This is a genomic window from Ramlibacter algicola, from assembly GCF_016641735.1.
Taxonomy (GTDB): domain Bacteria; phylum Pseudomonadota; class Gammaproteobacteria; order Burkholderiales; family Burkholderiaceae_C; genus Ramlibacter; species Ramlibacter algicola.
Genome location: NZ_JAEDAO010000001.1, coordinates 138,210 through 157,320, shown reverse-complemented (window position 1 = coordinate 157,320; position 19,111 = coordinate 138,210). Strand labels below are relative to the sequence as shown.

Annotated in this window: 22 protein-coding genes; 11 read left to right on the top strand and 11 right to left on the bottom strand. The window is 70.1% G+C overall.

Annotation, left to right across the window (positions count from 1 at the left end):
- Positions 1-7 precede the first annotated feature (7 nt).
- Positions 8-664, bottom strand: coding sequence for a cytochrome b/b6 domain-containing protein (locus I8E28_RS00750; protein WP_200785951.1), 657 nt, complete (start codon positions 662-664; stop codon positions 8-10).
- A gap of 149 nt (positions 665-813) precedes the next feature.
- Between I8E28_RS00750 and I8E28_RS00745 the strand changes: the two genes are divergently transcribed.
- The gene (locus I8E28_RS00745; protein ID WP_200785950.1) at positions 814-1,260 is read left to right on the top strand and encodes a c-type cytochrome; all 447 of its coding nucleotides are present in this window, start codon (positions 814-816) and stop codon (positions 1,258-1,260) included.
- A 111-nt stretch (positions 1,261-1,371) separates the two neighbouring features.
- Here the strand turns inward: I8E28_RS00745 and I8E28_RS00740 are convergent, their stop codons facing one another.
- From I8E28_RS00740 to I8E28_RS00730, 3 genes are all read right to left on the bottom strand, one after another.
- Positions 1,372-1,872, bottom strand: a complete 501-nt coding sequence (locus I8E28_RS00740) for a TlpA disulfide reductase family protein (RefSeq protein ID WP_200785949.1) — start codon at positions 1,870-1,872, stop codon at positions 1,372-1,374.
- Positions 1,873-1,936: 64 nt separating this feature from the next.
- A complete protein-coding gene (locus I8E28_RS00735) occupies positions 1,937-2,671 on the bottom strand; it encodes an alpha/beta hydrolase family protein (RefSeq protein WP_200785948.1) in 735 nt (244 codons plus the stop codon).
- On the bottom strand, positions 2,671-3,906 hold the full coding sequence (locus I8E28_RS00730) for a CaiB/BaiF CoA transferase family protein (protein WP_200785947.1): 1,236 nt from the start codon (positions 3,904-3,906) through the stop codon (positions 2,671-2,673). Before I8E28_RS00730 ends, I8E28_RS00735 begins: the two co-directional genes overlap by 1 nt.
- 35 nt (positions 3,907-3,941) lie before the next feature.
- Between I8E28_RS00730 and I8E28_RS00725 the strand changes: the two genes are divergently transcribed.
- From I8E28_RS00725 to ptsP, 5 genes are all read left to right on the top strand, one after another.
- Positions 3,942-4,460 carry a hypothetical protein gene (locus I8E28_RS00725; protein WP_200785946.1) on the top strand — a complete coding sequence of 173 codons (519 nt, stop codon included), beginning with the start codon at positions 3,942-3,944 and terminating at the stop codon, positions 4,458-4,460.
- Positions 4,457-5,680 (top strand): MFS transporter, encoded by a 1,224-nt coding sequence (locus tag I8E28_RS00720; RefSeq protein WP_200785945.1) that lies wholly within the window; start codon positions 4,457-4,459, stop codon positions 5,678-5,680. Before I8E28_RS00725 ends, I8E28_RS00720 begins: the two co-directional genes overlap by 4 nt.
- Entirely contained in the window at positions 5,677-6,132 is a 456-nt protein-coding gene (locus tag I8E28_RS00715; protein WP_200785944.1) for a PTS sugar transporter subunit IIA, read from the top strand. Before I8E28_RS00720 ends, I8E28_RS00715 begins: the two co-directional genes overlap by 4 nt.
- Positions 6,101-6,370, top strand: a complete 270-nt coding sequence (locus tag I8E28_RS00710) for an HPr family phosphocarrier protein (RefSeq protein ID WP_200785943.1) — start codon at positions 6,101-6,103, stop codon at positions 6,368-6,370. The genes I8E28_RS00715 and I8E28_RS00710 overlap by 32 nt, the downstream gene beginning before the upstream one ends.
- A 151-nt stretch (positions 6,371-6,521) precedes the next feature.
- Positions 6,522-8,282, top strand: a complete 1,761-nt coding sequence (ptsP, locus tag I8E28_RS00705) for a phosphoenolpyruvate--protein phosphotransferase (protein WP_200785942.1) — start codon at positions 6,522-6,524, stop codon at positions 8,280-8,282.
- Positions 8,283-8,286: 4 nt separating this feature from the next.
- Here the strand turns inward: ptsP and I8E28_RS00700 are convergent, their stop codons facing one another.
- Positions 8,287-10,701 (bottom strand): penicillin-binding protein 1A, encoded by a 2,415-nt coding sequence (locus tag I8E28_RS00700; RefSeq protein ID WP_338050698.1) that lies wholly within the window; start codon positions 10,699-10,701, stop codon positions 8,287-8,289.
- A gap of 224 nt (positions 10,702-10,925) precedes the next feature.
- Here I8E28_RS00700 and I8E28_RS00695 point away from each other — a divergent pair, with 224 nt between their 5' ends.
- Positions 10,926-11,900: an aldose 1-epimerase gene (locus I8E28_RS00695; RefSeq protein ID WP_200785940.1), complete on the top strand. Its 975-nt coding sequence runs from the start codon at positions 10,926-10,928 to the stop codon at positions 11,898-11,900.
- Here the strand turns inward: I8E28_RS00695 and I8E28_RS00690 are convergent.
- The 6 genes from I8E28_RS00690 to I8E28_RS00665 are packed head-to-tail and all read right to left on the bottom strand — an operon-like array spanning position 11,884 to position 16,712.
- Positions 11,884-12,732, bottom strand: coding sequence for a DMT family transporter (locus I8E28_RS00690; RefSeq protein ID WP_200785939.1), 849 nt, complete (start codon positions 12,730-12,732; stop codon positions 11,884-11,886). The two genes, I8E28_RS00695 and I8E28_RS00690, sit on opposite strands and share 17 nt — an antisense overlap.
- 7 nt (positions 12,733-12,739) lie before the next feature.
- Positions 12,740-13,729 (bottom strand): lipoyl synthase, encoded by a 990-nt coding sequence (gene lipA / locus I8E28_RS00685; RefSeq protein WP_200785938.1) that lies wholly within the window; start codon positions 13,727-13,729, stop codon positions 12,740-12,742.
- A gap of 7 nt (positions 13,730-13,736) precedes the next feature.
- Complete coding sequence (gene lipB, locus I8E28_RS00680) at positions 13,737-14,423, bottom strand: lipoyl(octanoyl) transferase LipB (RefSeq protein ID WP_200785937.1); 687 nt, start codon at positions 14,421-14,423, stop codon at positions 13,737-13,739.
- 5 nt (positions 14,424-14,428) lie between these two features.
- Positions 14,429-14,734, bottom strand: coding sequence for a YbeD family protein (locus I8E28_RS00675; RefSeq protein WP_200785936.1), 306 nt, complete (start codon positions 14,732-14,734; stop codon positions 14,429-14,431).
- Entirely contained in the window at positions 14,734-15,627 is an 894-nt protein-coding gene (locus I8E28_RS00670; RefSeq protein WP_239027156.1) for a D-amino acid aminotransferase, read from the bottom strand. The genes I8E28_RS00675 and I8E28_RS00670 overlap by 1 nt, the downstream gene beginning before the upstream one ends.
- A complete protein-coding gene (locus I8E28_RS00665) occupies positions 15,624-16,712 on the bottom strand; it encodes an MBL fold metallo-hydrolase (RefSeq protein ID WP_200785935.1) in 1,089 nt (362 codons plus the stop codon). Before I8E28_RS00665 ends, I8E28_RS00670 begins: the two co-directional genes overlap by 4 nt.
- 220 nt (positions 16,713-16,932) lie before the next feature.
- Here I8E28_RS00665 and I8E28_RS00660 point away from each other — a divergent pair, with 220 nt between their 5' ends.
- The 4 genes from I8E28_RS00660 (at position 16,933) to I8E28_RS00645 (ending at position 19,100) form a co-directional block, all read left to right on the top strand.
- Positions 16,933-17,361 carry an ATP synthase subunit I gene (locus tag I8E28_RS00660; protein ID WP_338050697.1) on the top strand — a complete coding sequence of 143 codons (429 nt, stop codon included), beginning with the start codon at positions 16,933-16,935 and terminating at the stop codon, positions 17,359-17,361.
- Between the two features lie 16 nt (positions 17,362-17,377).
- Positions 17,378-18,256: a F0F1 ATP synthase subunit A gene (gene atpB, locus I8E28_RS00655; protein ID WP_200785933.1), complete on the top strand. Its 879-nt coding sequence runs from the start codon at positions 17,378-17,380 to the stop codon at positions 18,254-18,256.
- 52 nt (positions 18,257-18,308) lie between these two features.
- Positions 18,309-18,566 carry a F0F1 ATP synthase subunit C gene (gene atpE / locus I8E28_RS00650; protein ID WP_135251078.1) on the top strand — a complete coding sequence of 86 codons (258 nt, stop codon included), beginning with the start codon at positions 18,309-18,311 and terminating at the stop codon, positions 18,564-18,566.
- Positions 18,567-18,629: 63 nt separating this feature from the next.
- Entirely contained in the window at positions 18,630-19,100 is a 471-nt protein-coding gene (locus I8E28_RS00645) for a F0F1 ATP synthase subunit B (RefSeq protein WP_200785932.1), read from the top strand.
- The last annotated feature ends 11 nt before the right edge of the window (positions 19,101-19,111 follow it).

Sequence of the window (19,111 nt, the reverse complement as noted above, 5' to 3'; positions counted from 1 at the left end):
CGCAACCTCAGCTTTTCACCAACCACCAGACCAGCCCGCCGCACGCGGCGAGCACGACGGAAGCGAGCGCTCGCGACGTGGCATCGTCGCGCGACGGCGCGGCCTGTCCGTGGACCTGCTTGTCGCCGAGCACCATCGGCCGCACCAGGTCGTCCTTCTTGCGCACCAGGTAGAACAGGACTGCCACCAGGTGCAGCACCACCAGCGCGAGCAGCAGCCATTGCCCGATTCGCTTGTGGTACCAGGTGGCTGCCAGTCCCTTGGCGCTGCTCACGTACCGGTTCAAGGGACCCTGGAACGCGCTGTCGTCATCGCTCACCAGCCCGGTGCCGACCTGCGCCAGCAGCACCAGCAGCATGGCGAAGACGGAGGCCGCGCCGAGCGGGTTGTGCCCGACCAGGTGGTCCGGGTGCGGGCGGCCGCGCAGGTACGCGACGACGCTGGCAGGCGCATACAGGAACGAAGCGAAGCGGGACCAGCGACCGCCGACGAAGCCCCAGACGATGCGAAACAGCAGCAGCGCGAGGACGGCGTAGCCGAGACGCGAATGCCACTCCAGCGCGTTGTCCGCGTAGCCCGTGATCGCCAGCGCGATCACGCAGGCGACCAGCGCCCAGTGGAACAAGCGCGTCGGAAGGTCCCAGACACGGATGAAAGCGGCCATCGGGTTCGTTGATCTCCTTGCCTGCGATTGTGCTGGCAATCCCCGACTCGCCCGGTCCCGGGTACATACCCTGAGGCCGCGCGAACGAGGAGACTGCTGCTACAAACGCGGGCGGCAACCGCCCGAGACCCCAAACCTGGAGACAACGAATGAGAACGCTCGCATCGCTCGCCCTCGCCCTGGCTATCGCCGCACCCGCCGCGGCGCAGAATTTCCAGAAGCCCGAGGACGCGATCAAGTACCGCCGCTCCGCGCTCACCGTGCTGGCCGCGCACTTCGGCACCCTCGGCGCGATGGCCAACGGCCGCGCGCCCTACGACGCGGCGCAGGCTGCCAAGAGCGGCGACGTGGTGGCGCTCGCGTCCACGCTGCCCTGGGCCGGCTTCATCGCCGGCACCGACAAGGGCGAGACGCGCGCGAAGCCGGAGATCTGGACCGAGCAGGCCAAATTCAAGGAGCACCAGGATCGCCTGGTCGACAACATGCAGAAGCTGTCCGCCGCCGCCAAGTCGGGCAGCCTCGACCAGCTCAAGGCCGCGTGGGGCCCCAACTCGGGCAGCTGCAAGGCCTGCCACGACAACTTCCGCAAGGACTGAACCCCGCGCCGCAGGCGCTCCTGAAGAACAAAGCCCCGCGACGCGGGGCTTTGTTTCGTGTTGGAACGAAGCGGATGCTCGGGGCTTTGTTTCCTGTTGGAGCGAAGCGGTTTATGCCGATTCGGCCAGCAGCTTCTCGATCAGCGCGTGCAACTCACCGAAGTCCGGCTCGCCGACATAGCGCTTGACGATCTCGCCCTTCTTGTTCACCAGGTAGGTCGTGGGCGTCAGCTGCACCTCGCCCCAGGCCTTGGCGACATCGCCGGTGTTGTCGATCGCCACCTTGAACGGCAGCTTGCGCGTCTCGGTGTAGTTCACGACATAGGCGGGCGGGTCGTAGCTCATCGCCACGGCCAGCGTGTCGAAGCCGCGCGCCTTGTACTTGTCGTAGGTGGCGACGATCCTGGGCATCTCCGCCACGCAGGTGGTGCAGCTGGTCGCCCAGAAGTTCACCAGCGTGACGCGGCCCTTGAGGTCCGCCGTGCTCTGCTTGCTGCCGTCGAGCAGGACGAAGGTCGAAGGCGGCGCCGTGTTGGCGCTGCAGCCGACGAGGGTGAACGCCGCCGCCGCCACCAGGGCTGCCGCCACGACGCCGATCCGGACCTTCTTCATGCCCGCATTTTAGGCGCCGTGCACCCGCCGCGCCGCAGGCGGCCGGCAAAGCCCTTGAGGCGCATCAAGCGCAGCGCAGCAGCAGGTCGGTCAGGTCCGCGGGCAGGCTCACCATCGGGTCGTGGCCGGTGGGCAGCTCGACCACTTGGGCGCCGCCGCCGGAGCGCCACGCCCCGCCCCAGAAGCCGGGGTCGGCCATGCGCGGCCGGATCGCGTCGATGGTCGGCAGCGCCGGCCTGGTGCAGCTGACGAAGGTGCGCGGCACGGCGGCGACGCGGGCCGGGTCGAAGTCCAGCGGCGCTTCGTACGTGTGGCCCGGGTGCGGGGTGAGGCGGCGCTTGACCCACGCGTAGTCGTCCGCGCCGAGGCCGTAGTTGTCCGGGTCCGGCACCGCGATCGCGTAGTCCGCCGACGCGGCCGCGGCCGCCATGCGGGCTGCACGCACGGTGCGCGCGTGCGTGCTGCTCCAGCTCTCGCCGGGGCGCGGCACGACCGCATCGACGTACACCAGGTGCCGCAGCCGCGAGCCCATGCGGTCGGCGATGGCGGTGCCCAGCATCCCCGCATACGAGTGCACCGCAAGCACCACGTCCTGCAACTCCTCGGCTTCGATCACGCCGCCGACGTCCGCGATGTGCGTCTCCAGCGTGATCGTCGAGGCGAGCAGGTGCGCGCGTTCGCCAACGCCGGTGAGCGTCACGGCATGCACGCGATGGCCGTCAGCGGCCAGCCGCTGCACCACGCGTTGCCAGCACCAGGCGCCGTGCCAGGCGCCATGCACCAGGACGAAGGCCGCCATCAGATCACCTCCTTCTGCCGCAGTTCGCCGATGCGCGCGGCGTCCCACCCGAGCACGCCGCGCAGCACGTCGTCGGTGTGCTGGCCCAGGAGCGGAGGCGGCAAGTCCTGGCGCACCGGCGTCGCGCTCAGCTTCAGCGGGCTCGACACGAGGTCGACCTCGCCGCCGAGCGGGTGCTCCCAGCGCGTCACCATGCCGCGCTCGCGCACGTGCGGGTCGGCGAACACTTCCGCGAGGCTGTTGATCGCGCCGCACGGCACCTTGGCGGCCTCGAGCGCCGGCAGCCACTGGGCCTTGGCGCGCGTCTTCATGATCTCCTCCAGCATCGGCACCAGCACGGCGCGATTGCGCACGCGGTCCTGGTTGCGCGCGAAGCGGGGGTCCTGCGCGAGTTCCGGATGGCCGGCCACCTCGCAATACTTCGCGAACTGGCCGTCGTTGCCGACCGCGATGATCACGAAGTCCTTGGCGTCGTCGGCGGCCGGTGCGACCTCGAACACCTGGTACGGCACGATGTTCTGGTGTGCGTTGCCGGCGCGGCCCGGCACCTTGCCGCTCACCAGGTAGTTGGCGCCCAGGTTGGCCAGCATCGCGACCTGGGTGTCCAGCAGCGCCATGTCGACGGCCTGGCCTTCGCCGGTGCGCTCCGCGTGACGCAGAGCCGCCAGGATGGCGGTCGACGCGTACAAGCCGGTGAACAGGTCGGCCACCGCCACGCCCACCTTCTGCGGCCCGCCGCCCAGGTCGTCGCGTTCGCCGGTCACGCTCATGAGACCGCCCATGCCCTGCACCGCGTAGTCGTAGCCGGCGCGCTCACGGTAGGGGCCGGTCTGGCCGAAGCCGGTCACGCTGCAGTAGACGATGGCGGGATTCACGGCGCGGATCGACGCGTAGTCGAGGCCGTAGCGCGCCATGTCGCCGACCTTGAAGTTCTCGACGAACACGTGGCAGTGCCGTGCGAGCTCGCGCACGAGCGCCTGGCCTTCGGGGCGGGCGATGTCGCAGGTGACCGAGCGCTTGTTGCGGTTGGTGCCCAGGTAGTAGGCGGCCTCGCGCGTGTCGCGGCCCTCGGTGTCCTGCAGGAAGGGCGGCCCCCACGTCCGCGTGTCGTCGCCGGTGCCGGGCCGCTCGATCTTGATCACGTCGGCGCCGAGGTCCGCGAGCGTCTGCGTGCACCAGGGCCCGGCGAGCACGCGGGAGAGGTCCAGGACACGAATGCCGTCGAGTGCGTTCATGCAGCCATTGTGGCGCGGACCCGTATCATCCGGCGATGCGCCGCACCCCAGCGGCGGCCGCGCTGCTTGCCCTCGCCGCGTCCGCCTGCAGCCCCACCTTCAACTGGCGCGAAGTCCGCGCCGAACCCGCTCCGCTCAAGGTCCTGCTGCCCTGCAAGCCCGACAAGGGCAGCCGCCGCGTGCCGTTGGGCGGGCACGACGTCGACCTCGCCGTCATCGGCTGCGACGCCGGCGGCGCCACCTTCGCCGTGCTGCAGGTCGATGCCGAAGATCCGTCGCGCGTGCCGGTGGTCCTGGAGCAGTGGCAGCGGGCGACCCTGCTGAACCTGCATGGCACCGCCGGCGACGCGCGGCCCTTCGCGCCGGCGGGCTCGACCCCGGTGCCCGGCGCGCAGCGCGTCTCGGTCCAAGGGCAGCGCGCGGACGGTTCGCCGGTGCGCGGCGAGATCGCCTACTTCACGCGCGGCACGCACGTGTTCCAGGCGGTGGTCTATGCACCGCAGCCCAGGCCCGAGTGGGTGCAACCCTTCTTCGACGGATTGAAGTTCGAATGAACGTGCTCTCGCGGCGTACCGCCGTCGTCGTCTTCCTCGCCTTCGCGTTCTGCTACTTCTTCTCGGCCATCCTGCGGGCAGTCACGGCGACGCTGGCGCCGACGCTCACCGCCGAATTCGCGTTGTCGGCGCAGGACCTCGGCCTGCTGGCGGGCGGCTTCTTCTTCGGCTTCGCGGCCACGCAACTGCCGCTGGGCACCTGGCTGGACCACCATGGGCCGAAGAAGGTCGTGCTGGCCTTCGTCGCCATCGCCGTCGGCGGCTGCCTGGCGTTCGCGGCCGCGGACGGGTTCTGGTCGCTGCTCGCCGCGCGCGTGCTGTGCGGCGTCGGCGTCAGTGCGTGCCTGATGGCGCCGCTGACCGGGTACCGCCGTTGGCTCGACGGGCCGGGGCAGCTGCGCGCCAACTCATGGATGCTGATGACGGGATCGCTCGGCATGGTCGCCTCGACGCTGCCCGTGCAGTGGCTGCTGCCGGTGATGGGCTGGAGGCCGATCTTCGTCGGCCTGGCGGTGCTGCTGGGCGTCGCCTCGCTGGTGCTCGCGTGGCGCGTGCCCGGCTGGGAGGTCGGCGAGCACCACGGCGAGCCGCCCAGCTACGCGCAGGTCTGGCGCCATCCGTACTTCCGCCGCATGGCGCCGATCGGCTTCTTCCACTACGGCGGGATGATCGCCGTGCAGTCGCTCTGGGCGGGGCCGTGGATGGTCCGCGTCTCGGGCTGGGAGCCGCTGCAGGCGGCGACCGGCCTGTTCGCGATCAACATCAGCATGCTGGTGACGTTCTGGACCTGGGGGATGCTCAACCCGCTGCTGGCGCGCCGCGGCCTGGGCACCGACCGGATGATCGCCTGGGGCCTGCCCCTGAGCCTGGCCACGATGGCCGGCATCGTCGTCGCCGGGCCGGCCGCCGCGGCGGCGTCGTGGGCGCTGTTCTGCGTCACCTCGACCTTCGTCTCGCTCGCGCAACCGGCGGTCGGCATGGCCTTCCCGTCCGCGCTGGCCGGCCGCGCCCTGTCGGCCTACAACCTCGTGATCTTCGCCGGCGTGTTCACGGTGCAGTGGGGCGTCGGCCTGCTGGTCGACGGCTTCCAGGCCCTGGGCGTGGCGGAAGTGGATGCGTTCCGTGGCGCTTTTGCCGTCTTCCTCGTGTGCATCGTCGCCTCCTATGCGTGGTTTCTCAGGGGGTCGCGGGATAATCCGGCAGAGCCCGCCGCCCGATGAACGCCATCCTGATCATCGCCCACGCCCCGCTGGCGCACGCGTTGCGCGAGTGCGCGCTGCACGTGTTCCCGGACTGCGCACCGATGGTGGCTGCGATCGACGTCCAGCCCAATCTCTCGCCCGAGGAAACGCTCGCCACCGCGCGCATCGCGATGGAGCAACTCTCGCGCGGCCCCCAGGTGAAGGGCGTCCTGGTGCTCACCGACATCTTCGGGGCGACGCCGGGCAATGTCGCCCAGAAGCTGGTCGACGGCGTCACCTCCCGCCTGATCACGGGCGTGAACCTGCCGATGCTCCTGCGCAGCGTCAGCTACCGCCACGAACCGCTCGATGCCCTGGTGGCGCGCGCCGTCATCGGCGGCACGCAGGGCGTGATGCAGGTGGCCGTCACCGCGCCGCAGAACCAGCCCCGCCGCAAGCATGATCAAGACGACCACGACCATCAGCAATAAGCTGGGCCTGCATGCCCGCGCCTCGGCCAAGCTCACCAAGCTGGCCGCCGCCTATCCCTGCGACGTGTGGCTCTCGCGCGGCGAACGCCGCGTGAACGCCAAGAGCATCATGGGCGTGATGATGCTCGCCGCCGGCCTCGGGGCCGAGGTGGTGGTCGAGACCGACGGAAAGAGCGAGCAGGAAGCGATGGACGCGATCCTCGCCCTGATCAACGACAGGTTCGGGGAAGGCGAATGACAGCCCCCACGCTCCCCCACTTCGTGTGGCTCGCTGGCCTTGCAGGCCGCGCCTCTTCGGGCCGTCCAAGCCTGCGCAGGCAGGTTTGGAGCCGCGGCCCTCAGCCCCTCGGGGGCCGTGTTCCGCCTTCGGGCGGCCGTGCGGCGGAACAATGACCTTCTCCATCCACGGCCTCCCCGTCGCGCGCGGCATCGCCATCGGGCGGGCCGTGCTCATGGCGGGGCGAGTGGACGTCGCGCACTACTTCATCGAGCACGGCCAGGTCGTCGCCGAGATCTCGCGCGTGCGCGATGCGCGCGACGCCGTGGTGGAGGAAGTGCAGCGCCTGCAGCAGACCATCGCCGGCATGGGCCCGAAGGAGGCGCCGCACGAGCTGTCGGCGCTGCTGGACGTGCACCTGATGCTGCTGCAGGACAAGGAGCTGGAAACCGGCGTCAAGCACTGGATCAGCGACCGCCTCTACAACGCCGAATGGGCGCTGACCACGCAGCTGGAGCAGCTCTCGCGCCAGTTCGACGAGATGGAGGACGAGTACCTGCGCGAGCGCAAGGCCGACCTCGAGCAGGTGGTCGAGCGCATCCTGCGCCACATGAAGGGCGTGTCCTCGCCAGTGCCGTCCAGGCGTCCCGCGCAGCCGCGGTCGCAGGACAAGCTGCTCGCCGACGACTCGGTCGACGTGCCGCTGGTGCTTATCGCGCACGACCTGTCGCCCGCGGACATGCTGCAGTTCAAGCAGAGCGTGTTCGCCGGCTTCGTCACCGACGTCGGCGGCCGCACCTCGCACACGGCGATCGTGGCGCGCAGCATGGACATCCCCGCCGTGGTCGGCGCCCGCAGCGCGAGCCACCTGGTGCGCCAGGACGACTGGGTGATCGTCGACGGCGACGAAGGCGTGATGATCGTCGACCCGTCGCCGATCATCCTGGCCGAATACGGCTTCAAGCAGCGGCAGGCCGAGCTGGAGCGCGGACGCCTCGCGCGCCTGCTGCACACGCCGGCCGTCACGCTCGATGGGCAGAAGATCGAGCTGCTCGCCAACATCGAGCTGCCGGAAGACGCGCCCGCGGCCGTCGCGGCCGGCGCGGTCGGCGTCGGCCTGTTTCGCAGCGAGTTCCTCTTCATGAACCGCAAGGGCGACCTGCCCGGCGAGGACGAGCAGTACGAGGCTTACCGGCGCGCGGTGGACGGCATGCAGGGGCTGCCCGTCACCATCCGCACCATCGACGTCGGCGCCGACAAGCCGCTGGACGAGACCGAGCGCGACGAGGCGCACCTGAATCCCGCGCTGGGCCTGCGCGCCATCCGCTGGAGCCTCGCCGATCCCGCGATGTTCCTCACGCAACTGCGCGCCATCCTGCGCGCGGCCGCGCACGGCAAGGTGAACCTGCTGGTGCCGATGCTGGCGCACGTCAGCGAGATCCGCCAGACGCTGTCGCTGCTCGACTTCGCGCGCGCCGAGCTGGACAACCGCGGCACCACGTACGGGCCGGTGCAACTGGGCGCGATGATCGAGATCCCCGCCGCGGCCCTGACGCTGCGCACCTTCCTCAAGTACTTCGACTTCCTGTCGATCGGCACCAACGACCTGATCCAGTACACGCTGGCGATCGACCGCGACGACGAATCGGTCGCGCACCTGTACGACCCGCTGCATCCCGCGGTGCTGCAACTGGTCGCCAACACCATCGCCGAGTGCAATGCGCAGGGCAAGGGCGTCAGCGTGTGCGGCGAGATGGCGGGCGACACGCAGATGACGCGCCTGCTGCTCGGCCTGGGGCTGCGCAGCTTCTCCATGCACCCGGCCCAGGTGCTGGCGGTCAAGCAGGAGGTGCTGCGCGCCGACACCAGCCGCCTTCGCGCGTGGGCGAGCGACGTGCTCGCAGCCGAGGAACCGGTCAAGTTACTCGGCTAGCGGGCTACCAGCCGATTTCGCGTGTGCGGTTCGGATCGAACTGCACGGCGGGCGGCGGTGCCGGGCCGGCGCCACTGGCTTCGCGCACGAGGGCACGTTCCGCCGGGCGGGCCGCCGGGGCAGGCGGCACCACGATCGCGGCCACGGGTGGCGCGGCTTCGCGCACCGAGGGCGCCACCAGGGCGCGCGGTGCTCGCCAGCTCGGGTCCGGCGTTCCGGGCGCCCAGAACTCCGACGACGTCGGCGGCGACACGATCACCGGCTCGACCACCGTCGGCGAGCCCAGCGCCGGCAGCGCGGCCACTTCCTGCAGCGGCTCCTGCGGCGTCACCGTTCCCCACCACGCCGCGATCTCGGCGGCGATCTCCGGGTCCGTCAGCCGCGGGAACTTCGCCTTGGCGTCGAGCAGCTTGGCCTTGAACGCGTCGCGGTAGAACTCGGCCACCATGGGCAGCGCACTACGTGCCCCCTGTCCCCACGCGTCCTGCATCGTGAGGCGGCTGTCGTTGAAGCCGACCCAGCTGCCCGCGATCAGTTGCGGCTGCATCAGCACGAACCAGCCGTCGGTGTTGTCCTGCGTGGTGCCGGTCTTGCCGGCCAGGTCGCCTTGCAGGCCGTAGCGCGTGCGGACGGCGGTGGCCGTGCCGCGGTCGATCACGCCACGCATCGCGTCCAGCAAGACGGCGTTCGGCGCAGTCGGCAGGACGGGTTCCGCGACGGCGGGATCGAACGCCTGCAGCAGGCGCCCCTTCTTGTCCTCGACCCGCGCGATGAACATGGGCGGCACGTAGCGGCCGCTGTTCGCGATGGTGCCGTAGGCGCTGACGATTTCGCGCAGCGTCACCGGGCTCGTGCCCAGGCCCAGCGACATCACCGGCGTGAGCCTGCTGTCGCGAACGCCCATGGCGCGCGCGACGTCGGCGACGTTGGCAGGGCCGACCTGCTGCGTGACCTGCGCCGTGATCGTGTTCTTCGACAGCGCGAGCGCGTCGCGCAGCGTCATGGGCTGGCCGGTGGGCTCGCCGATGTCGGTGGGCCGCCAGACCTCGCCCGGGCCCACCTGGTACTCGGTGACCTCGTCGAACAGCACGTCGCCGGGCCGCGAGCCTTGCAGGAACGCGGTGGCGTACACGAAGGGCTTGAACGTCGAGCCGGGCTGGCGGCGCGCCTGCGCGACGTGGTCGAACTGGTCCAGCGCGAAGTCGCGGCTGCCCACCCAGGCGCGCACGAAACCGGTGCCCGGCTCGATGGCGACGAAGCCGGCCTGGATGCGCGTCTTGTCTTCGCGCAGGGCGTGCATGAACTCCGGGTCGGCACGCAGCCGGGCCAGCGCCTCTGCTTCGCCCTCGCCCTTCGCGCGGGCCGCGCGGAACGCCTCGCTCTCGCGGATGAAGGTGTCGACCAGCGTCCGCTGCGCGGCCCAGCCGCGCTTGCCGGACCACATCGCGTCGACCTGCTTCTGCAGCCGCTCGGATTGCGCCTGCACGGCCCGGGTCGCCATCTGCTGCGCGCGCATGTCCAGCGTCGTGCGCACGACCAGCCCGTCGGAGTAGACGTCGTAACCATTGCGGTCGGCCCACTCGAGCAGCCAGCGCCGCACCTGCGCGACGAAGTGCGGCGCGGGACCCAGGTCTTCCTGCTGCTGCTCGAAGTCCAGGTGCAGCGGCGACTGGCGCAGGCTCGCCAGCTGCTCGGCATCCAGGCGCCCGGTGCGCGCGAGCTGGCCCAGCACCGTGTTGCGCCGGGCGCGGGCGCGCTCCGGGTTGAGCACGGGGTTGTAGTAGGTGGTGCCCTTGAGCATGCCGACCAGCGTGGCGCTCTGCAGCACGTCGAGCTCGCGGGCCGAGCGGCCGTAGTAGGTGCGCGCCGCGGCCTCGATGCCGTACGCGTTGTAGAGGAACGGCACCGTGTTGAGGTAGGTCTCGAGGATCTCGTCCTTCGAGTACGCCTTCTCGATCTTCACCGCCGTGATGGCTTCCTTCACCTTGCGCTCGACGGTCGGCGCGCGGCCGATGTCCTCGGGGTAGAGGTTGCGCGCCAGCTGCTGCGTGATGGTCGAGCCGCCCTGCAGGCGACCGCGCAGCGTGGCCCACGCGGCGCCGATCGTGCGGCGCACGTCGAGCCCGTGGTGGTCGTAGAAGCGCTGGTCCTCGGTGGCCAGCAGCGCTTGCACGACGGAAGGCGAGATCGAGGCCAGCGGCACCCACTCGCGGTTGGCGCGCCGCAGCACGGCGAGCGTCTGGCCATCGGCGGACAGCACGACGCTCGCGCGCTGCTCGCGCACCTTGCGCATGTCCGACACGTCGGGGGTCTGCGGCACCAGGGCGAGCACGTACGCGACCGCCAGCACCAGCGCTGCGATGGGCAGCAGCGACAGCAGCAGGACGGGGTGGGCGCGGACGCCGTGCCAGGCCGCCACCGCGACGCGTCTCGCTCGTTCGCCTGCGGTTGGGTGGTCTCCGTCGGGGGTACTGCGCATTCGGGGTCGGGGGTGCCGGCCCACTCTAGGTCGGGGGTGCGGACCCCCCTGTAGGACGGCTGCGCGTGGCCTCGGCAGTGCATAGGTCACGCGGCGCCGGATGAAATCCGGTTCGCATGCCCGCTGAGCCACACGGCTCCTGTCGGCCGCGGAAGAATGCGCCGATGCACGAGACGATCGAAGTGGCGCGCGCGTTGCGCGAAGGCACGCACCCGTTGCTGCAGTTGCAGGCGGGCGAATTGCGCGCGGCCATCACGCCGGAAGTCGGCGGCTCGCTCGCCAGCTTTTCGCGCGAGTGGAAGGACGGCGGCCGCACGCGCGAACTGCACTGGCTGCGCCCCGCGAGCGACGAGGGCCTGGCCAACCGCAACCCGCTCGCGATGGCGAGCTTCCCGCTGGTGCCCTACTGCAACCGCATCCGTGGCGGTCGTGCGCACTTCGGCGACCGCGACGTGCACGCGCCGCCCAACCATCCGGCCGAGGACTCCCCGCATCCCTTGCACGGCATCGGGTGGCAACGGGCCTGGGTCGTCGAGGTCGAGGCCGCGGCAGAAGTGATCCTGCGGCTGGAAGTGCCCGCGGGACCTGCGTGGCCGTGGGCGTTCTCGGCGCGCCAGGCTTACGTGTTGTCACCCGACCGGCTGGAGATCGCGATCGCCGTGCGCAACGAGGACACGGTGCCGATGCCGGTGGGCATCGGCCACCACCCGTACTTCCCGCATGAGCCAGGGACGCGGCTGGCCACGCAGACGCGCGCGATCTGGGAAGCGGACGACGAGGTGATGCCGACGCGCCTCGACGGGAGCAGCGCCGTCGTTCGCCAGTTGCGCGAAGGCGCCGACCTGTCGCAGCTGCACACCGACAACAACTTCACCGGCTGGTCGCGCGAGGCGCGCATCGACTGGCCCGCCAGCGACCACGGCCCCGAGCGCAGCCTGGTGATGACGGCGGAGGCGCCGCTGGACTTCTTCGTGCTGTACCGCCAGCGCGGCTACGACTACTTCTGCGCCGAACCGGTGAGCCAGTGCACCGACTGGCTGAATTTGCAGGACCGCTACGCGACTGTCGATCTCGGCGGCGCCGTGCTCGCGCCGGGCCAGGGCATCGCGGCGCGCTTCTGGCTCAAGCCGCAGTGGTGACCGGCTCGCGCTGCCGCGTGCCGAGCACCGCGCCGCCGACGATGAGCGCCGTGGCTAGCCCGATCGACGCGCTCACGCCGCGCCCGGTGACGGCCAGCAGCAGCGCGGTCGACGCCAGCGGCGTGATGTAGCTCAGCACGCCGAGCTGGCGCGGGTCGCCGCGCTTGAGCGCCGCGTCCCACAGGAAGAACGCCGCGCCGAGCGGGCCCAGGCCCATCACGGTCAGCAGCAGCCAGTCGCGTGTGCCGAGTTGCGCCGCCGGCTCGAGCGCGACGTGGCATGCCAGCGAGAGCAGGCCCGACACCAGGCCGAACAGGCCGATCGCCGCTGTCGGGAACGCCGCCACGCGGCGCGTGAGCAGCGAGTACGTCGACCACATGACGGCGGCACCCAACGCGGGCAGGTAGCCCCATGACCAGCCCGCCGCGCTGTTCGCATCGCGCGCTCCCAGGATCGCCACGGCAGCCCCCGCGAAGCCGAGCAAGGCGCCGACGACGTGCGTGCCGCGCAGGTGCATGCCCGGCAGCAGCACGGGCGCGAGCACCACGATCAGCAGCGGCCACAGGTAGTTCACCAGGTTCGCTTCGACGGCGGGCGCCGAGCGCAACGCGATGAACAGCAGGAAGTGGTAGCCGAACAAGCCGCAGACGCCCAGCGCGAGCGTCGAGGCCGGCACGCGCCAGTGGCGAACCAGCGGCCACGCGGGCACGCTGCCGATCACGAGCGCGAGCCCTGTCAGCAGGAACGGGGGGATGTGGGCGAGTTGCGTGCCCAGCGCCGCCAACCCGGCCCACAGCGCGATCGCGCCCAGGGCGAGCAGGTTGGCCTGCATCGGCCGCTCAGGCGGTGCCGACGCCGGCCGCGTGGGCTTGCTGGTCCGCGTGGTAGCTGGAACGCACCATGGCGCCGACGGCCGCGTGCGTGAAGCCCATCTCGTAGGCCTTGGCCTCGAACATCTTGAACGTCTCCGGGTGCACGTAGCGTTTGACGGGAAGGTGCGACGTCGACGGCGCGAGGTACTGGCCGATGGTGAGCATGTCGATGCCGTGCGCGCGCATGTCGCGCATGACCTCGAGGATCTCGTCGTCCTCTTCGCCCAGGCCGACCATCAGGCCGCTCTTGGTCGGGATGTGCGGAAACAGCGCCTTGAACTTCTTCAGCAGGTTCAGGCTGAACTGGTAGTCCGAGCCGGGCCGGGCCTGCTTGTACAGGCGCGGGATCGTCTCCAGGTTGTGGTTCATCACGTCCGGCGGCGCGGCCTTCAGGATCTCCAGCGCGCGGTCGTCGCGGCCGCGGAAGTCCGGCACCAGTACTTCGATGGTGGTCTGCGGCGACAGCTCGCGCGTCTTGCGGATGCACTCGACGAAGTGGCCGGCACCGCCGTCGCGCAGGTCATCGCGGTCGACGCTGGTGATCACGACGTACTTCAGCTTCAGCGCCGCGATGGTCTTGGCCAGGTTCTCGGGCTCGCTCACGTCCAGCGGGTTGGGGCGGCCGTGGCCCACGTCGCAGAACGGGCAGCGGCGCGTGCACTTGTCGCCCATGATCATGAACGTGGCCGTGCCCTTGCCGAAGCACTCGCCGATGTTGGGGCAGGACGCTTCCTCGCACACCGTGTGCAGGTTGTGCTCGCGCAGGATCTGCTTGATCTCGTAGAAGCGCGTGGTCGGCGAGCCGGCGCGCACGCGGATCCAGTCGGGCTTGCGCAGGATCTCGTGCTGTTCCACCTTGACCGGGATGCGCGAGAGCTTCGCGGCCGCCTTCTGCTTGGCGGTGGCGTCGTAGGTCGCGGTGTCCTGCGCCTCGCGGACGACGGGGCTGGTGCTCATGGTGCTGTCAGGTGAGCAACGCGTGCAGGTGGTGTCCCAGCCGCTGCGCTGCTTCGTCCCAGGTGGTGGAGACGCCGATTGTAGAAAGGTCCACCGTCGCGAGCCCGGCATAGCCGCAGGGGTGGATGCGCGAGAAGGGTTGCAGGTCCATCGCCACGTTCAGCGCCAGCCCGTGGTAGGTGCAGTGGCGGCTCACCTTCACGCCCAGCGCCGCGATCTTGCCCAAGCCCTCGAACGCATTGCTCCCTCTCCCATCGGGGGAGGGCTGGGGTGGGGGCGCATCGAGGCGCCGGTGCGAGAACGGATCGTCCAGCCGCACGTAGATGCCCGGCGCGCCGGTGACGCGATGGCCGGTGACGCCGCACTCGGCGAGCGTGCGCAGCACCGCTTCCTCGAGACGGAACACGTATTCCTTGACGAAGTAGCCGCGGCGGTGCAAGTCCAGGAGCGGGTAGGCGACCACCTGGCCAGGCCCGTGGTACGTGACCTGGCCGCCGCGGTTGGTGGCGACCACGGGGATGTCGCCCGGCGCCAGCACGTGTTCCGCCTTGCCGGCCAGGCCCTGCGTGAACACGGGCGGGTGCTCGCACAGCCAGAGCTCGTCGTCGGTGCCAGGGCTGCGCGCGTCCGTGAACGCGCGCATCGCCTCGTAGGTGGGCAGGTAGTCGACCCGCCCGAGCACCTGCGTGCGCATGCGCGCTACAGGACGACCTTCACCATCGGGTGGGAGGTCAGGGTGCGGTACAGCTCGTCGAGCTGCTCACGGCTGGTGGCCGTCACCGTGATGGTGATGCCCAGGTAGTTGCCGGCCTTGCTGTCGCGCAGCTCGACCGTCGATGCATCGAAGCCGGGATCGAAGCGCTTGGCGATGCTGGTGACGGCGTGCACGAAGCCGTCGACCTTCGCGCCCATCACCTTGATCGGGAATTGCGACGGGTATTCGATGAGCGAGTCCTTGCGCGGATCGTCGCCCGGGGTGGGGGTGGGAGTCGGGGCTTGGGTCATCAGGAGCGCTGCTTGGCTTGCTGGTAGCCGGCATACAGCTTCTCGTAGATGGGGCCAGGCCGGCCGTTTCCAACCGGCTGGCCGTCGAGCGTGACGACCGGCAGGATTTCCTTGGTGGCCGACGACAGCAGCAGTTCATCGGCGGCCAGCACCTCGTCGCGCGGGATGCGTCGCAGCTCGAACGGCACGCCAGCTTCGCGGCACAGCTGCTCGATCAGTCCGTAGCGGATGCCTTCCAGCACCAGGTTGTCGCGCGGCGAGCCGGACACCTTGCCGTCCTTGACCACCCACACGTTGGACGCCGCCGCTTCGGACAGCATGCCGTCGCGGAACATCACGGTCTCGATCGCGCCCTGGTCGGCGCTCATCTGGCGCGCGAGCACCGACCCCACGAGGCTGGTGCTCTTGACGTGCGCCTTCTTCCAGCGGAAGTCGTCGGCCGTCACGCACGCGAAGCCGCGGGCGCGCTCCTCGGGCGAGTACAGGGCCATGCGGTTGGCGAGCGCGAACACGGTGGGCTCGACGTCGACGGGGATGACGTGGTCGCGCATCGCGACGCCGCGCGTGATCTGGATGTAGACCAGCTGGTTGGTGTCGGCCACCGCGGTGCCCGCGTGCCGGGAATAGGCGCCGACCAGGCGCTCGACCAGAGCGCGCCAGTCGCCCTTGGCCATCGGGTTGGACATGCGCAGCTCCGCCAGGCTGCGGTCCAGGCGCGCCAGGTGCTCGTCGAAGCGGAACGGCTTGCCGTTGTAGACGGGCACGACTTCGTACACGCCGTCGCCGAAGATGAAGCCGCGGTCCATCACGCTCACCTTCGCTTCGCGCAGGTTGGTGAATTCGCCGTTCAGGTAGCAAGGAAGCGGCTGGAGCTTGTCGGTGGTGGCGGTCATGGCAGCGATTGTCGCGCGTTGCGCGCCGGCAGCCAGCGCGTCTGGCCGATGGCCATGACACCGAAGTCCTGCGCCGCGACACCGGCGGCGTCGCGGGCGCGCGCCAGGTCGCGCGGGGGCTGGTCCAGCGCCTCGTCGGTCAGCTCGAATGTGCCCCAGTGGATGCCGATGCTTTGCCGCGCGCCGAGGTCCTTGTGCGCCTGCACGGCTTCCGCCGGATCCATGTGCTGCTCCTTCATGAACCAGCGCGGCTCGTACGCACCGATCGCCAGCAGCGCCAGGTCCACCGGGCCGCTGCGCTCCCGCGTCTGCCTGAAGTGCCCGGCATACCCGGTGTCGCCCGAGAAATACCAGTGCAGGTCCGGCGCGCGCACGAGCCAGCCGCCCCACAGCGTCCTGTTGCGATCGCCCAGCGTGCGCGCCGACCAGTGCTGCACCGGCACCAGCTGCACCGGCACGCCGCGCACGGTGTGCACGTCCCACCAGTCCAGTTCGACCACGTTGGTGATGCCCTGCCGCGCCATCCAGGCCTTCAGCCCCAGCGGCACCACGAAGAGCGTGCGCTCGCCGCCGCGCCGCGCGAGTTCGACGACGCTCTCGCGGTCCAGGTGGTCGTAGTGGTTGTGCGAGACCAGCACCAGGTCGATCGGCGGCAGGTCGGCCAGCGCGATGCCCGGCGGCTGCGCCCGTTTCGGGCCGGCGAACTGCACCGGCGAGGCGCGCTCGCTGAAGACGGGGTCGGTGAGGATGTTGAGGCCCCCGGACTGCACCAGCGTGCTCGCGTGGCCGATCCACGTGACCGAGGGCTTGCCCGGCGACGTGTTCGCGCGCAGCGCGGCCAGGTCCGGTGCGATGCGGGGCGTCGGAGCCTCCGGCGGCGGCGGCAGCCCGTCGCGCAGTGCGGCGTATCGCCAACGCAGCAATGCGGACAGCGGCTTGTCGATCGGGCCGGTGGCGTCCGGGTTGCGGAAGCCGGCCCGGGTGTGGTGCGGCTTGCCCGAGTCCGGGGCATCTGGCGCAGGGGCGGCACAGCCGGCGAGCAGTGCCGCGGGCAGCACGAGGGTCGAGAGCGTGCGGGGCGTCATGGCGGCCGGTCCAGGTGCGGCCGATTGTTCGGCCGTGGTGCGAAACGCGCATGCGCGGCGCGCTGAAGTCGAGCTTTGGTGCGCGACGTGGCTGGAACGAGGGGGTTTCTACTTATAATGAGAGGCTTTGTGACTTTTCAGGGCCAGAGGCCGGGGCACCGTGGACAGAAGAACAACCGCCCCCCCACCTGACTGGTCCGAGGACGAGCAGCCCCCGGTCGTGAAGCTGGACGCCGAACAGGCGCGCCGGCTGCGCGAACAGCATCCGCCAGTGTCCCCCTGGTGGGTGGTGGCGGGGCAGGCGGTGGTGGGCCTGGTCGCGGCACTCGTGGCCTGGATCGCCACCGGAAGGCCAAGCGCTGGATGGTCCGCCGGTTACGGCGCGCTGTCCGTGATGATCCCCGCCGCGGTGTTCGCGCGGGGGCTCACGGGCCGATTCTCCTCGCTCAACGCCGGCACGGCGGCCTTCGGGTTCCTCGTGTGGGAGATGGTCAAGATCGCCTTGACGGTGGCCATGTTGGTGGCCGCGCCAGGGCTGGTGCGTGAGCTCAGCTGGCCCGCCTTGCTGGTGGGGCTGGTGCTCGCGATGAAGGTGTACTGGGTGGCGCTCGCGTTCGCACCGCGCAAGCGTCCCCCGACGAAGAACTGAAGAGACGAACCAGAACATGGCCGCCGCAGACAACGCCGCTCAGCACGCTCCCACCGCTGGCGAGTACATCGTCCACCACCTCACCTTCCTGCAGAACAAGAAGCCGGCCAACGTCGTCGACTTCACCGTCTTCAACTGGGACTCGCTGTTCTGGGCGATCCTGCTGGGGGTGGTGACCTGCTTCTTCCTGTGGAAGGCGGCGCGCAAGTCCACCGCCGGCGTGCCGGGCCGCTTCCAGGCCGCCGTGGAAATCCTGGTGGAGATGGTCGACTCGCAGGCCAAGGGCATCGTGCACAACGCCACCAGCCGCAAGTTCGTCTGCCCGCTGGCGCTGACGGTGTTCATCTGGATCGTCCTGATGAACACGATGGACCTGCTGCCGGTGGACTTGGTGCCCGCCATCTGGGCCCAGATCTACGGCGCCGCCGGCCACGACCCGGAGCACGCGTTCATGCGCGTGGTGCCCACCGCCGACCTGTCGATCTCGATGGGCCTGTCGGTCTCGGTGCTGCTGGTCTGCCTGTTCTACAACCTGAAGGTCAAGGGCGTGGGCGGCTGGGTGCACGAGCTGTTCACCGCGCCGTTCGGCAACCACTGGGCGCTGTACCCGTTCAACTTCGCGATGCAGATCATCGAGTTCATCGCGAAGACCGTCTCGCACGGCATGCGGCTGTTCGGCAACATGTACGCCGGCGAACTGATCTTCCTGCTGATCGCCCTCATGGGCGGCGCGTTCGGCTCGCTGGGCATCGGCGGTTCGCTGGCGCTGGCCATCGGCCACATCATCGCCGGCTCGGCCTGGGCGATCTTCCACATCCTGATCATCGTGCTGCAGGCCTTCGTCTTCATGATGCTGACGCTGGTCTACGTCGGCCAGGCCCACGACGCGCACTGACCGCTTTCCCTTTTCCCTTCACCAACCCAACCAAGTCCTTAGGAGCATTTCAATGGAACAAGTCATCAGCTTCGTCGCGCTCGCCGCCGGCCTGATCATCGGCCTGGGTGCCATCGGCGCCTGCATCGGCATCGGCGTGATGGGCAGCAAGTACCTCGAGTCCGCCGCCCGTCAGCCCGAGCTGATGAACGAGCTGCAGACCAAGATGTTCCTGCTGGCCGGCCTGATCGACGCCGCGTTCATCATCGGCACGGGTATCGCGCTGTGGTTCGCCACCGCCAACCCGTTCCTGGGCCAGCTGGCGAAGTAAGCATCCTTCCTGCAACCACTCTCCCGGGACGCCGTGTGCGCGGCCGGGAGCAAGGATGACCAAGTGAGCATCACCGGTACCCTCATCATTCAGATCATCGTGTTCCTGATCCTGGTCGGGTTCACGATGAAGTACGTGTGGCCGCCGATCGCCGCCGCGCTGGACGAGCGGGCCGCGAAGATCGCCGAAGGCCTGGCCGCGGCCGACCGCGCCAAGACCGAGCTGGCCGCCGCGAACGCGAAGGTCGACGAGGAGCTGGCCAAGTCGCGCAACCAGATCGCGCAGCTGCTGGCCGACGCCGAGCGCCGCGCGCAGGCGATCGTCGACGAGGCCAAGCACCGCGCCGGCGACGAGGCCGCCAAGATCGTCGCCGCCGCGAAGGCCGAGGCCGACCAGCAGGCGATCCATGCCCGCGAGCAGCTGCGCGACCAGGTCGCCGTGCTGGCGGTCAAGGGCGCCGAGCAGATCCTGCGCAAGGAAGTCAACGCCGGCGTGCACGCCGACCTGCTTGGCCGCCTGAAGGCCGAGCTGTAAGGGACGCACCG